We start from the raw sequence: 12,251 nt of genomic DNA on the forward strand, positions 1-12,251 counted from the left end.
AGGATAATCATGAGCGTTTCGTTTCCTGTCAGTATGATTCCAAAACAAGGTCTGGTCCCGATCAAAACTCCACTGCTCGCAGGTTGTTCGGATCGATCCGCTTTAACATGGTCCGCTCCTTCAAAGTCGGCGGTTCGTTTTCCGGTACGTCCTGCTCATGAATCGGAAATCCGGTTTGTTTTTTCACGTCGTCAACGGTCACGCCCGCATGAACCGAATCCAGATAAAGCCTGCCGTTTCGGTAACCGAACACACAGAGGGGCGTCACGATTTTATACAGGTTTCCCCTCGTTGTGATGAAGTCCACGTCCTCCACAAATGTGCGCACATCGTGCTTCGCCCGCCAGATGATCGCTTTTTTTGCCGTGGGAATCAATACGGCACTGCCGGCACCGCCCGGCAGTTTGACTTTCGGCTTTTTCGCGTCCCCGATCAGGGAAGCGTTGACGTTGCCGTACTGATCAAACTGCACACCGCCCAAAAACGCCACATCGAGCTTGCCTCTCATCGATAAATCAAAGATATCCGCCAGGCTGAAGGCAGATTCCGCCTGCCGCGCGAGCTCAGGCCCTGCCGACGAATAGGAGGTGTTTCTGAGCGTCGCAGGATTCACCCCGCCCGGGATATTTAAATGAACCAGATCCGGGGCATGCAGGCTTCTTGCAAGCATCATGGCCACCATCGGCATATGGGACGAAACGCCGTGAAAGACCGTCTCCTCATTCTGAAGAAACCTCGCCATGACACAGGTCATCATATCGGCTGTCGCCGAGTCCGCCTGTCTGTTCATCGGTTCATCACACCCCTTCCACGGCAGTCCTGCTTCTCAAGTGCCGTAAGCCAGTCATCGATCGCTTCGGTATCGTTCGCTTCCAAGAACTGCTTCAGCATCTTGTCGTTCACATCGTAGCGCCCTTCACAGCTCGTCGGCATAGCTCCGTTCGGTGCTTCGACCACCGCATCCACAAGAAACCCGGGAATATCAACCGGCCTGGATCCGTTGCTGTTCTGAAGGGTTTTGACGACTTTCTCCGCCGTCAGGATGACCTTGTCCGCAGCCCTCAAAATGATCTCATCCTCATACTTCGCCCCTTCGATGACGGCGTTGCCCCTCTCGTCCGCTGTATGGACGTGAATCACCGCAACATCAGGGCGGATCGTCCGGACAAGGGTCACCTCTTCGCCGCTCCCGAAGGGATCCTCAACGACTTTGAAATAGTCTTTCTCCACAAGGAGATCGCCGTGCATCAGTCCATGCACAGGGACAAACGGCACGTTCATGGTCGCACCTCTCAGGGCGTTGATCACGGTATAGCAGGCGTGTTCGTTGCCGGTAATGCGCCCGTCCTCGACGCCTTTACGAAAATGGGTACAGAGCCCGTACGCCGATTCATAGCTCACAAACCCCGCGTCGACGGTGTCGACGAGTCCCAGGGCACAGAGGAGATCAATATCCAGGGCACCGGCCGTTTTGGCAACGGACAGGGAGCCGATCCGCTGCCGGGCAATTTCCCGCACCGCAGCCATCGGCGCCCGATGAAGGGCGTTGCCGCTGAAACAGAGACGATCACCTTTTTTCACATACGTCCTTATGGCGTCTTTCAGATCCATTCGCTTCGACATGTTTTCTCACCTCACTATTTCACTGCATTGCTTGCAATATGAACCGCGTCCCAAACGCCGGCAAAAGGCGGGGCATAACAAAAGTCGACCATCCCGAGTTCATCGCTCGTCATGCCGTTATGAATGGCAAGGGCAATGAGATCCACCCTCAGGACCGCTCCCTTGGCACCGGCAATCTGACCGCCTAGAATCTTGCGGGTCCGCTTTTCACAAATCAGCTTGATCAACAGCGGCGTCGAACCCGGGTAGTAGCCGGGATGGTCATTGGCGGTCACCGTTACCGTTGTGACGTCCTCATAGCGCATCTTTGCCTCTTCTTCAGTGAGGCCCGTCCTTCCAAGCTCTGCGTTAAAGACTTTGATCGCCGCACTCCCGAGGGTCCCCGTGTATTTCTTGCGTCCGCCGGCGAGGTTCTCCCCGGCGATCCGGCCTCCTTTATTGGCATTCGTCCCGAGAGGGATATAGTCCGTTTCATCTTTGACTTTGTTATAGACCGTCGCACAGTCCCCTGCCGCAAACACATCCGGGAGATTCGTGCGCATTTCTTTATCCACAACCACCGCGCCCCGCCCGTCGAGTTGAAGGGCGGTGTCCGTAAAGAGATCCGTCGCCGGTCTCACACCGGCGGACAAAATGACGTAGTCGGTTTCATAAGCGCCTTGTGCGGTTTTGACAGAGAGGCCGCGTCCTGTGTCCGTAATCTCCTGGACCGCTTCAGACAGATGCAGGGACACGGCATTCGTAATCAGTTCGTCTCTTGCAACGTTTGAGATCTCCTCATCGAACGGCATCAGAATCCGCGGGGCCATCTCAATGACGCACACGTCCTTCTTGAGGGTACGGAGCGCCTCGGCCATTTCGATCCCGATATAGCCGGCACCGATGATCGTCACATGTCTGACAGAAGGCTGATCGAGTTCCTCTTTCATCCGAAGACCGTCTTCCATCGTCTTTAACACACGCACGCGATCGAGCCCGGTACCCGGAATCGGCGGTACGATCGCTTTCGTCCCCGTGGCAATCATCAGCCGGTCATACGCTTCAATCCAGACGGACCCTGTCGTGAGGTCCTTGACCATCACCTGTCGGCGTCCGAAATCTACCTTCAGGACTTCATGTTTGAGACGGACATCGATCCCCTGCTTTTTGAAGACGTCTTCTTTTCTTGCGATCATGCGCTCATAGTCATCGTTTTCTCCGGAGATGTAATAAGGAAGGCCGCATGCCCCGTAAGTGGGGAATGCGCCTCGTTCAAAGACGGTAATGACAGCGTCAGGATCGGTGCGCCGAAGCTTCGACGCCGCCGACATCCCGGCGGCAACACCGCCTATTACAATCACATTCATGTGAGCCCCTCCTTGCCTGAAACCTCAATCATCCGCTCATACGCAAGATGAATCGCCTCTTCAGGGGTCACTTCACCGCGGAAGGCCTTCGTGAACGCTTCATACAAAGGAGCCATCAGAGCTCCTGTATCGTCCCGTTTCGGGAGAGGCTCTGCGATGTCTGTCAGGAGCATTTTGTGGGCACGGTACCAAGGGTACCGCCCTTCATCTTGCTCATACGTGGACGCAAACAGCGGCGAACCGGCGTAAGCGCCGACGATGCGATCCACTTCAGGACGGCAAAGATGCGTGAGAAGTGCTTCCGAGAGCTCCGGGTTCGCTGATTTGGCATTGACGGCAAAGCTCCACGTCACGTTCCACGCGCCTTTGACGGCGGCAAATCCAAGCTCATCGGGGTTCTTCATCGCCTTCTGATCCATGACAAACCCCATCTGCCCGCCCCACGTCACCGCTCCGGCAACGGAGCCGTCCTGCAGGGCATTGCGCACCTCATCATTGGCAAATTCGCCGGTATTGTTCGGGGCACATGCCTGTAACGCACAGTAAGACGCAAGGGCCTGAACGGCTTGTTCCGTACGGAAATCGCTGATGGCCTTCTCATCAAACAGCGTGACGCCTGCCACCCTCAAATAAGGCAGGACGTCAAGAAAAATCTCACTCGGTGCGGCCTTTAATGCAATTCCGTACATCGACTCCGGCGCTTCACGTGCAATCCGGATGATCTCATCCGGGGTCACCACATCCGAAAGCGTCCGGTTCACATAAGGCTTGCGGTAGACAAACAGGTGCCCATCGCAAAAGGAGGGGGCCAGGTAGCGCGTACCCTGATCAAAGAGTTCGTCATAAATGGCAGGGAGGAGTCCCTCAGGGAGGTCACGCTGAAGAGGCTTAAGGCGTCCCTTTCTGACCTGTTCGCCGAGCCAGAGATGTCCGGCAATCATGACGATGTCAAAGTTGCCCCCTGCAGCGAGCTCGTCGTTCATGCGGCCGTAGTAGTCAGGGAAGGGAATGATCTCGATCTCCACCTTCGTCTTAAAGGCTTGTTCAAAGGTGCCAAAGATCGCTTCGTGCTGTTCTTGATAGACGAACACAGCCGGATCGGCAACGGCAAGGATGCGTAAGGCTTGGCTCATCTCGAATCGCCTCCGATGTCCGGTTCACGATCAAGAATTCCCACAACCAGAAGGTCGACGGGTGCTTCCTTCGTCAGTCCGAACCGGACCTGACTGCCGGCGGTCAACAGTACATGCTCGCCTTTCCCGGCACCGATCATATCGGCGGCAATCCGGTATTCACGGCTGTTCTGATGCATGATTTCAATAACCAGGAGCGTATAGCCCTGCAGGGCTTCATGTTTTCTCGTCGAGACTACGTTCGAAATGACTTTTCCCATTAACATCGCACTCACCAGCTTTCTTTTACGATTTTTCCTTTGCCAGCGCCTTGAATCAAGAACGCATTCCCATCATCGGTATCGATATGCATATCAAGTTTATACGTCTCTTTCACCCGGATCGTCACCTGTCCGAGAACACCGGGCTTTTCTCCGCTTATCGCGACGGCCACTTTTTCCCCGTCCTTCACGGCGAATCGCCGGGCGTCTTCCGGGGTCATGTGTATATGCCTGTCGGCAATGATCAGTCCTTCGTTCAGGTGAATCACACGTCCGTTTGCCGCTTCTATGGTGATCGCTTCGGAGTCCTTCAGCACGCCGGACCGGCGGACCGGCGGGTCAACGCCGAGGGTTCTCGCATCGGTTTTGGAGACTTCCACCTGCGTCTGTCCCCTTGCCGGACCGAGAATCCGGACGTTTTCAATCTTGCCTTTCGGTCCTTTGAGCGTCACCTTTTCTTGACATGCATATTGACCCGGCTGGGATATATCCCTGAAATACGTCAGGGAATACCCGTCTCCAAACAACGCGTTCACGTCGTCTGGAGACAGATGGACATGACGTGCGGAGACGCTTACGGGAATGGAGGCATCGTCCGCAATGACGTCGATGCCCATTTCGTGCAGCACGCGCTCAATGCTCCTGTAGATTTCCTGTTCGACTTGCCTGCGATCCATATCGCCATGCCCCCTTTCTTTTGGTTATTTCATCATTGGCAGGATTTTCTCCACATCATCATGCGGACGCGGAATCACATGGGCGGCGACGAGTTCACCCGTGCGCTCGACCGCTTCACTTCCGACATCAATGGCGGCCTTCACCGCGCCGACTTCCCCTTTGATGACAACGGTGACGAGACCGGATCCGATCTTCTCACTGCCGACAATCTCCACGTTCGCCGCTTTCAGCATCGCATCGGCCGCTTCAATCGCCGCCGTCAATCCTCTTGTTTCGATCATCCCTAATGACTGGTTCATGATGATTTCCCTCCTTGTTTGGTTTCCTGTTTAGGCATCAGTTTCATCAGATCGCCGTGCGGTCTTGGAATCACGTGCACCGCAACGAGCTCTCCGACGCGCTGGGCTGCTTCTGCGCCGACTTCCGTTGCGGCCTTCACCGCGCCCACGTCACCTTGCACCATCACGGATACGAGCCCTGAGCCGATTTTTTCACTGCCGATAATCTCCACATTCGCCGCTTTCAGCATCGCATCGGCCGCTTCAATCGCCGCCGTCAATCCTCTTGTTTCGATAAACCCTACTGATTCATTCATTGTCTTCTCCTCCTTTGATTGATCGGTATTCGCCGAGATAATTCATAATGTCTTCTGAGGGCTGTGCGATCATCACCGTGTTCACGAGACAGCCTGCCTCAAGTGCCTGACCCTTCTCTTCTGCGATGGCCAGTGCCGCCTGGATCTGTTCGATGCCGCCCCCGACAACGAGCGTCACGAGACGGCCTCCGAGTGCGTTCTCACTGGAGACAAAGCGGACGTTGGCTCCTTTTAACATGGCATCAAGCAGATGCGAGGCATGGGTGAAATATTTGATCTCCACTAGCCCGATTGCCTCGTATTCCTCACGAATCACCGTCATCACCCCGCTTGGTTTTGTGATCGGACTGTGCCTTGTAGACACGGTCAAAGCCCTCATAAGGTTTGGCAATGACCCTTGCTGTGACCTCATTTGAGCTGGCACGGTTCAGCGCTTCTTCCATAGCGAGCTGCACCGATGCGAGTTCACCTTTCACGATGAGGGTCAAATGCGCGGCCCCGGCCCGTTCAATGGACACAAGCTCCACGTACGTCATTTTCAGCATATGATCGAGGAGCATCATCGCTTCGGTGTACTGCCTGACTTCAACAAATCCGTATGAATCCCCGCTCCTGACTGTCATGCCCTCACCTTCTTCTTCACTTTTCCGTTTGTGAGAAGCGGCATCATTCCTGGTGCAACACGGGGAATCAGGCTCGTATGGACGGCATCTTCCGGAATAAACGCCAGTGCACGCTGTTTGGCGGCACTGAGGGCGGCTTCCACGTTCGCCACCTCCCCCGACAGTTTCACCTGGACGACGAGCGGGATCGCTGCCTTGTCACCGGCGGCGGGGTTATTGCAGTCAATGCCTTCGATGTTGACATCCGCATGTTTCACCGCACTGTCCGCGGCTGCGATGGCGACACTGAACCCGAGTACTTCAAGCATTCCTAACGCCTTATTCATCCTGGTCACCATCCTTTCAGCCGATTATGCGAAAGCCGCCTTCTGCGAGCACGCATCGCCTCTTTCTTGTAAACGTCCGCGGAGATGTAATCCCCTCACCGGTCGGTCCTGCGATCGTCATCGTCGCATAACCTTCACCGCCAAAGCCGACGCCTGCAAGGGAGGAAGCATTTTTGACAAAGATCGTCGTCTCAATGCGCCTTGCGAACTGCGTCAGCCGATCCACGTTCTTCGAGTGGATGACGGCCGTGTGCCGATTCCCCTTTTCCGCCTTCACAGCGGCTTCCACAGCAGCGTCAAAGTCCGGCATGCGGACGATCGGCAGCACGGGCATCATCTGTTCAAGCTGTACGAAAGGATGCGTTGCCTCGACGTCACAGATCAACAGCTTCACCGGGAGATCCTTTCCTGTAGCCGCTTTCAAAATCGCCGATGCCTCTTTTCCGACCCAGGCTTTGGCGATATGAAGATCCGGCCTCACAGACACAGAACAGCTCTTCGCCGCTTCAATCGGCGCATCGCCGACAAGGACGGTCTTCATGACCTGTGAGAGCTCCGATTCACTGAGCATGTAAGCACCCTCTTGGAGTAAGTGATAAATCAGGTCATCGTAAATCACGTCGAGGGCAAAGACTTCTTTCTCCGCAATACAGAGGATGTTGTTATCAAAGGACGCCCCTAGGATGATGGCTTTGGCCGCCGCTTCAATGTCCGCGGTTTCATCGACAATCACAGGCGGATTGCCTGCCCCTGCACCGATCGCTTTCTTGCCGGATTGCAACAGGGAACGGACGAGACCCTGACCACCGGTTCCGACGAGAAGCCGGATCTCCTGATGGCCTGCGAGCTGATTGAGCGTATCCAGGGTCGGCTCTGCGATCATCGTGATGAGATTCTGCGGTCCGCCGGCGTCTTTGATGGCGGCATTCAGATCACTGACGACGCGCTGGCATGTCGCTTTCGACGATGGATGGACGTTGAAGACCACCGCATTGCCCGCCGCAAGCATCACGAGGCTGTTGTGAATGACGGTCGTCGTCGGGTTCGTCACCGGCGTCACCGCACCGATCACCCCAAACGGCGCATCTTCTTCAATGGTCAGACCGTGATCACCGCTGACGGCGTCGGTTCGCAAATCTTCCACACCCGGGGTCTTGGTGATGATCAGTTCATGCTTTGCGATCTTGTCTGCCACGTTTCCGAGACCCGTCTCTTCCACGGCGAGTTCGGAATAGCGTTCTTTCTGACTGTCCACCGTCTGCTTCATCGCCTCGAGGATCACTCGGCGCTCACTCACCGGGCGCTTCACCCATTCTTTTTGCGAACCGGCTGCGGCATGGACCGCCTGATCGACGTCAGGGAAGACGCCAAGCACATGCTGATGCACCGGGGACGGATCTCTACTTTCTTTTACCGGGGTCACCTCGTTCAGAACCGTCACGGGGATCGTGCGAGGCTGCGGCTTGGGGCTTTCGCCAAGTTCCTTCTCCACATTGTTCATGACAGATTTGACAATCTGTTTGAGCATGTCTTCAGAGATCGACACGTCAATTCCTCCTTTCCTGCAGCTTCCCGATCACTTCCTGGGTCACTGCCGCCACGATCGCTTCAATATCGACATCCTTCTTCGTTTCCTGTCTCTCGGGCTGACAAGACGGGGTCCCTCCTGAATGGATACCGAGCTTTGAACGGATTCCCATCAAATCCGAGATCTGATCGCAGTTCAGTTCATTCGTCTTTTGAATGATGTTCGTCGAATACATCGTCATGAGGGCGTAGTGCTCAAGACTTTCCATCCGGTAGTAGGCTTCGATGATATCCTTCCCCCAGGTCAGTGCCCCGTGATTGGCGAGAAGTACGGCATTGTGCGTGTTGCAATATGGCGCAATCGATTCGGGCACCTCTTCCGTGCCGGGTGTTGCATACTCGGCAATCGGAACGGTCCCAAGCAGGACAACGGCCTCCGGAGAGATCGGGCGATTCAGTTCCACGCCGGCAATGGCAAAGGACGTCGCCACCGGCGGATGGGCGTGGACAACGGAACGGATCTCCGTGTTTTCTTTATAGGCACGCAGGTGCATTTTCACTTCCGACGAGGGCTTCATCTTCCCTTGCAGGATTTTTCCGTCGAGGTTCATCTTCACCATCATATCCGGTCGCATAAAGCCCTTACTGACACCTGTTGGGGTCGTCCAAATGGTATTGTCTCCCACTTTAACGGAGATGTTTCCATCATTTGCGGCCACGAAGTTCTTTTTATATATGCGATCTCCAATTTCACAGATCATCTTTTTCGCTTCAAAATCAGACAGATATTTAGCTGTCGCCATAGGATCCAGCCTCCTTTCTTTCATTTTCTTTGTTTATGTTGTTTTTGTCAACTTTTATTTTGTTTATCTTTGTTTTTTAAGTGGTTTTAGTTGGATTTACTATCGATAAACCATCAAAAACATGGTATACTTGAGGCATTAATTTGATGAGGTGAGGCCAATGCTGGCAATTGAACGAAAGAAAGCCATAAAAGAACAGATTATCGAAAAGAAAAGCATCATCGTTGCCGAGCTGACCAAAGAGTTCAAAGTAACCGAGGAAACCATCCGCCGTGATCTGAAGCAGCTCGAAGAGGAAGGCATATTAACACGGACATACGGTGGCGCTTATATCTCCGAAGGCGTCCAAAACGATGTGGACATCAATCTCCGTGAGCATATCCACGTCGAAGGGAAGAAAAAGATCGCCAAAGAGTGTATGAAGCATATCCATAACGGCGATTCGATCTTCCTTGATGCGTCGACCACGTCGCTCATGATCGCGACGATGCTGACGGATATGCAGCTGACCGTCGTGACGAACTCGATTAAAGTCGTCCAGTCACTGAATGAGAATCCGACCATTAACGTCGTGGTCATCGGTGGCCAGTTTGCCCGGTCATCCCAGTCCAATCTCGGCAGACTCTCCGAAGAGTCGCTTGAGAATTACTATTTTGACACGGCCTTCATCTCCTGCCGCTCCGTCAGTATGGAACACGGCATCACGGATTCGAATGAACTGCAGGCCGGCATTCGAAAAATCGCCGCCAGACACGGAAACACCGTCTTCCTGATTGCCGATTACACGAAGTTTGATAAGACGTCCTTCACAAGGATCTCTGGCTTTGAGCCGGTTGATCACGTCGTGGTCGACGGGCCTTTATCAGAGGATTGGCACGCTTTCCTTGAAGGGCAGGGGATCGATCTTCACCAGGCGTAACACCGGCCGGGTTTGGGGATGTTACGGACAGTAAGAGAAAACAAAAGCCGCAGACAAGAGATGCTGATTCTCTGCCTGCGGCTTATTTCTGTTGCCTCAGGGGCGGAAGATCTCTTTTAAACCGGTCTTATAGTCCGGATATACGATGCCCTTCTCCGTCACAATCCCTGTGATGAGCGTGTGATCAGTTACGTCAAAAGCCGGATTATAAACGGAGACGTCCTTTGGTGCCATGCGCGTCTCGTACCACTTCTCGGTCACTTCCTCGTCACTTCTCAGTTCGATTTCAATCTCTTCTCCGGTCGCACACTCAAGGTCAATCGTCGACATCGGGGCACATACGTAAAACGGAATCCCGTAATGTTTGGCCATAATGGCAACGCCGGATGTGCCGATCTTATTCGCCGTATCACCGTTTGCCGCAACGCGGTCGCAGCCGACGAGGACCGCCTGGATCTTCTGTTCTTTCATGACAATCGAGGCCATATTGTCACAGATCAGGGTCACGTCAATGCCCGCCTTCTGAAGTTCCCAGGCGGTGAGTCTCGCCCCTTGTAACAGCGGTCTCGTCTCATCGGCGTATACGCGGAAATTGTATCCCTGTTCGTGACCGAGATAAAGCGGTGCGAGAGCCGTCCCGTATTTCGCCGTGGCAACGGTACCGGCGTTACAGTGAGTAAGGATGCCCATATCCGGTTTCAACAGGGTCAGCGCATGTTCACCGATGGATTTACATACTTCCTCATCCTCGTCACGGATCTTTTGCGCTTCTTCTTTTAACGCCGCCTTCATTTCAGGAACGCTTGCCTGATTCTCTGCACTCTTTTTCAGTCTGTCAGCCATCCGGTCAAGGGCCCAAAACAGATTGACTGCCGGAGGTCTCGAAGAGGCCAGGTAGGTTTTCGCTTTGTCGAAGGCCTTAATAAATCCGGTACGGTCACTGTCATCTTCCTGTTTCACAGCGAGATAGACTCCGTAGGCCGCTGCGATCCCGATTGCAGGTGCGCCTCTGACTTTCAGTTCATAAATCGCTTCCCAAACGCCTTCCACGGTCGTCAGATCAAGATAGCTCTCCGACGTCGGCAACACCGTCTGATCAAGGACAATCAGAGTATCCCGCTCATCATCAAGCTTTACGGATTCAATCACCAGTTCTTCCATCGTTTGATTACGCCTCCTTCATCGTGTCTGACAGCTGTTTTTGAAGGACATCAAAGAACGCTGCGCCGCTCTTGATCGCTGCCCGGTCCATCACCAGCCGTTTGCCGGTTCGAAGACATACCGTCTCCGCTCTGACGCGGGCCTTTTCGTCTTCGATTGCGGTCAGATCTTTCACGTGGGCGATGCCGACGGTGCGTCTGATCAGCTCGCAGCCGGCGACACCTGACGCATCTTCGAGGATGCCATCAAGATAATACGCTTGAAATCCCTCGTACGTTGCCGTGCGGTCTTTTTCGACGGAGTCCCACTCTGCCTGAAACTTCGAGATAAAGAGATCCACCACTTCTTTTATGGTGCGTTCAAGAAACGCAAGATACTCTTCTTTTTCCGTGCCCGCATCCATCGTGACGCTGCCGTTCACGTAGGCAAACATCAAATTCGCCACCACGTTCCCCACGTCATAGCCCGCCGGACCGTAAAATGCGAATTCCGGATCGATGACCTTCGTCGAGCCTTCCTGAACAAACACCGATCCGGTATGAAGATCCCCGTGAATCAGCGCCTGAGCATGGGTCATAAAGTCAAATTTCAGTTTCGCCGTCTCCAGCTTCAGCGCCTCGTCTGCCCAAATTTCCTGCTCCACCACGGGCTTCGTTCCTTCAAACACGTCATTTCGCGGGCAATCGTAGAACGGTTCCGTGAACACGAGGTCTTCACTGATCTCACAAAGATCCGGATTGATAAAGGAACGGACTTCGTCTTTCTTCTCCTTATGATTCATCACCACGTCGGATGTGTGAAGGAGTGTCTTCACGAGAAACGTCGTGATGTGATCAGAAAACGCCGGTAAGTGCTTTTTTTCCATCAGGGCATCACGCATAATCTGATGATCCGATAAATCTTCCATGGACATGCAGTTCATCATCGAATCATAATGGTACACCCCCGGCACAAGTCCCGGGGCAAGTTCACCCTGCAGCTTCAAAATATCGTATTCAATCCGGTTTCGATCCGGGGATACGACGAACTCATCGGAGATACGGGCAACCGGCCCGGCCTGTTTGATAATCACCGAACGGTCTGTCGCTTTGTCCTTCACGCGAAAGATGTAGTTCAGGTTCCCATCCCCGATTTCTTTGACATCGAGCTCTGCATCTTCTGAAAAATAGCGCATCTGTGACGTCACATAAGCTTTCACGTCTTCTTCCTTCATGGTCGTGTAGCTGGAAGCAAAATCCTGATTCGTCATGGATAAAT

General features: G+C 53.9%; 16 protein-coding genes. 1 reads left to right on the plus strand and 15 read right to left on the minus strand.

Translation table 11 applies throughout. The features are described from left to right. Positions 1–61: 61 nt before the first annotated feature. Genes BSEL_RS15720 through BSEL_RS15780 form a run of 13 tightly spaced genes read right to left on the minus strand, consistent with a single transcriptional unit; the run spans position 62 to position 8,914 of the window. Positions 62–790: a CoA-transferase subunit beta gene (locus BSEL_RS15720; protein ID WP_013173992.1), complete on the minus strand. Its 729-nt coding sequence runs from the start codon at positions 788–790 to the stop codon at positions 62–64. Continuing rightward, positions 787–1,623, minus strand: a complete 837-nt coding sequence (locus BSEL_RS15725; protein ID WP_013173993.1) for a CoA transferase subunit A — start codon at positions 1,621–1,623, stop codon at positions 787–789. The genes BSEL_RS15720 and BSEL_RS15725 overlap by 4 nt, the downstream gene beginning before the upstream one ends. A gap of 14 nt (positions 1,624–1,637) precedes the next feature. Continuing rightward, complete coding sequence (locus BSEL_RS15730; RefSeq protein ID WP_013173994.1) at positions 1,638–2,969, minus strand: CoA-disulfide reductase; 1,332 nt, start codon at positions 2,967–2,969, stop codon at positions 1,638–1,640. Further along, on the minus strand, positions 2,966–4,102 hold the full coding sequence (locus BSEL_RS15735) for an extracellular solute-binding protein (protein WP_013173995.1): 1,137 nt from the start codon (positions 4,100–4,102) through the stop codon (positions 2,966–2,968). Before BSEL_RS15735 ends, BSEL_RS15730 begins: the two co-directional genes overlap by 4 nt. Beyond that, a complete protein-coding gene (locus BSEL_RS15740) occupies positions 4,099–4,368 on the minus strand; it encodes a EutN/CcmL family microcompartment protein (RefSeq protein WP_041582030.1) in 270 nt (89 codons plus the stop codon). Before BSEL_RS15740 ends, BSEL_RS15735 begins: the two co-directional genes overlap by 4 nt. Positions 4,369–4,373: 5 nt before the next feature. Beyond that, positions 4,374–5,039 carry a phosphate propanoyltransferase gene (locus BSEL_RS15745; protein WP_013173997.1) on the minus strand — a complete coding sequence of 222 codons (666 nt, stop codon included), beginning with the start codon at positions 5,037–5,039 and terminating at the stop codon, positions 4,374–4,376. Positions 5,040–5,063: 24 nt separating this feature from the next. Continuing rightward, on the minus strand, positions 5,064–5,339 hold the full coding sequence (locus tag BSEL_RS15750; RefSeq protein ID WP_013173998.1) for a BMC domain-containing protein: 276 nt from the start codon (positions 5,337–5,339) through the stop codon (positions 5,064–5,066). After that, positions 5,336–5,635 (minus strand): BMC domain-containing protein, encoded by a 300-nt coding sequence (locus BSEL_RS15755; RefSeq protein ID WP_013173999.1) that lies wholly within the window; start codon positions 5,633–5,635, stop codon positions 5,336–5,338. The genes BSEL_RS15750 and BSEL_RS15755 overlap by 4 nt, the downstream gene beginning before the upstream one ends. Continuing rightward, positions 5,628–5,999, minus strand: a complete 372-nt coding sequence (locus tag BSEL_RS17295; RefSeq protein WP_177304842.1) for a BMC domain-containing protein — start codon at positions 5,997–5,999, stop codon at positions 5,628–5,630. Before BSEL_RS17295 ends, BSEL_RS15755 begins: the two co-directional genes overlap by 8 nt. After that, the gene (locus tag BSEL_RS15765) at positions 5,941–6,258 is read right to left on the minus strand and encodes a BMC domain-containing protein (RefSeq protein ID WP_013174001.1); all 318 of its coding nucleotides are present in this window, start codon (positions 6,256–6,258) and stop codon (positions 5,941–5,943) included. The genes BSEL_RS17295 and BSEL_RS15765 overlap by 59 nt, the downstream gene beginning before the upstream one ends. Beyond that, the gene (locus tag BSEL_RS15770) at positions 6,255–6,584 is read right to left on the minus strand and encodes a BMC domain-containing protein (protein WP_013174002.1); all 330 of its coding nucleotides are present in this window, start codon (positions 6,582–6,584) and stop codon (positions 6,255–6,257) included. Before BSEL_RS15770 ends, BSEL_RS15765 begins: the two co-directional genes overlap by 4 nt. Before the next feature lie 16 nt (positions 6,585–6,600). After that, complete coding sequence (locus BSEL_RS15775) at positions 6,601–8,130, minus strand: aldehyde dehydrogenase family protein (protein ID WP_013174003.1); 1,530 nt, start codon at positions 8,128–8,130, stop codon at positions 6,601–6,603. Between the two features lies 1 nt (position 8,131). Then, positions 8,132–8,914: a class II aldolase/adducin family protein gene (locus tag BSEL_RS15780; RefSeq protein ID WP_013174004.1), complete on the minus strand. Its 783-nt coding sequence runs from the start codon at positions 8,912–8,914 to the stop codon at positions 8,132–8,134. A 160-nt stretch (positions 8,915–9,074) separates the two neighbouring features. Between BSEL_RS15780 and BSEL_RS15785 the strand changes: the two genes are divergently transcribed. Next, positions 9,075–9,833 carry a DeoR/GlpR family DNA-binding transcription regulator gene (locus BSEL_RS15785; RefSeq protein ID WP_013174005.1) on the plus strand — a complete coding sequence of 253 codons (759 nt, stop codon included), beginning with the start codon at positions 9,075–9,077 and terminating at the stop codon, positions 9,831–9,833. A gap of 96 nt (positions 9,834–9,929) precedes the next feature. Here the strand turns inward: BSEL_RS15785 and mtnA are convergent, their stop codons facing one another. Then, on the minus strand, positions 9,930–10,994 hold the full coding sequence (gene mtnA, locus BSEL_RS15790) for an S-methyl-5-thioribose-1-phosphate isomerase (protein ID WP_013174006.1): 1,065 nt from the start codon (positions 10,992–10,994) through the stop codon (positions 9,930–9,932). A gap of 7 nt (positions 10,995–11,001) precedes the next feature. Then, entirely contained in the window at positions 11,002–12,243 is a 1,242-nt protein-coding gene (gene mtnK / locus BSEL_RS15795) for an S-methyl-5-thioribose kinase (protein ID WP_013174007.1), read from the minus strand. Positions 12,244–12,251 lie beyond the last annotated feature (8 nt).

This window comes from [Bacillus] selenitireducens MLS10, from assembly GCF_000093085.1.
GTDB lineage: Bacteria > Bacillota > Bacilli > Bacillales > Salisediminibacteriaceae > Salisediminibacterium > Salisediminibacterium selenitireducens.

Coding starts and splice junctions, on each gene's coding strand:
- BSEL_RS15785 (WP_013174005.1), top strand. CDS start 9,075: ATGCTGGCAATTGAACGAAAGAAAGCCATAAAAGAACAGATTATCGAA.
- BSEL_RS15750 (WP_013173998.1), bottom strand. CDS start 5,339: ATGAACCAGTCATTAGGGATGATCGAAACAAGAGGATTGACGGCGGCG.
- mtnK (WP_013174007.1), bottom strand. CDS start 12,243: ATGACGAATCAGGATTTTGCTTCCAGCTACACGACCATGAAGGAAGAA.
- BSEL_RS15740 (WP_041582030.1), bottom strand. CDS start 4,368: ATGTTAATGGGAAAAGTCATTTCGAACGTAGTCTCGACGAGAAAACAT.
- BSEL_RS15720 (WP_013173992.1), bottom strand. CDS start 790: ATGAACAGACAGGCGGACTCGGCGACAGCCGATATGATGACCTGTGTC.
- BSEL_RS15780 (WP_013174004.1), bottom strand. CDS start 8,914: ATGGCGACAGCTAAATATCTGTCTGATTTTGAAGCGAAAAAGATGATC.
- mtnA (WP_013174006.1), bottom strand. CDS start 10,994: ATGGAAGAACTGGTGATTGAATCCGTAAAGCTTGATGATGAGCGGGAT.
- BSEL_RS15765 (WP_013174001.1), bottom strand. CDS start 6,258: ATGACAGTCAGGAGCGGGGATTCATACGGATTTGTTGAAGTCAGGCAG.
- BSEL_RS15725 (WP_013173993.1), bottom strand. CDS start 1,623: ATGTCGAAGCGAATGGATCTGAAAGACGCCATAAGGACGTATGTGAAA.
- BSEL_RS15745 (WP_013173997.1), bottom strand. CDS start 5,039: ATGGATCGCAGGCAAGTCGAACAGGAAATCTACAGGAGCATTGAGCGC.
- BSEL_RS15730 (WP_013173994.1), bottom strand. CDS start 2,969: ATGAATGTGATTGTAATAGGCGGTGTTGCCGCCGGGATGTCGGCGGCG.
- BSEL_RS15735 (WP_013173995.1), bottom strand. CDS start 4,102: ATGAGCCAAGCCTTACGCATCCTTGCCGTTGCCGATCCGGCTGTGTTC.
- BSEL_RS15770 (WP_013174002.1), bottom strand. CDS start 6,584: ATGAATAAGGCGTTAGGAATGCTTGAAGTACTCGGGTTCAGTGTCGCC.
- BSEL_RS15755 (WP_013173999.1), bottom strand. CDS start 5,635: ATGAATGAATCAGTAGGGTTTATCGAAACAAGAGGATTGACGGCGGCG.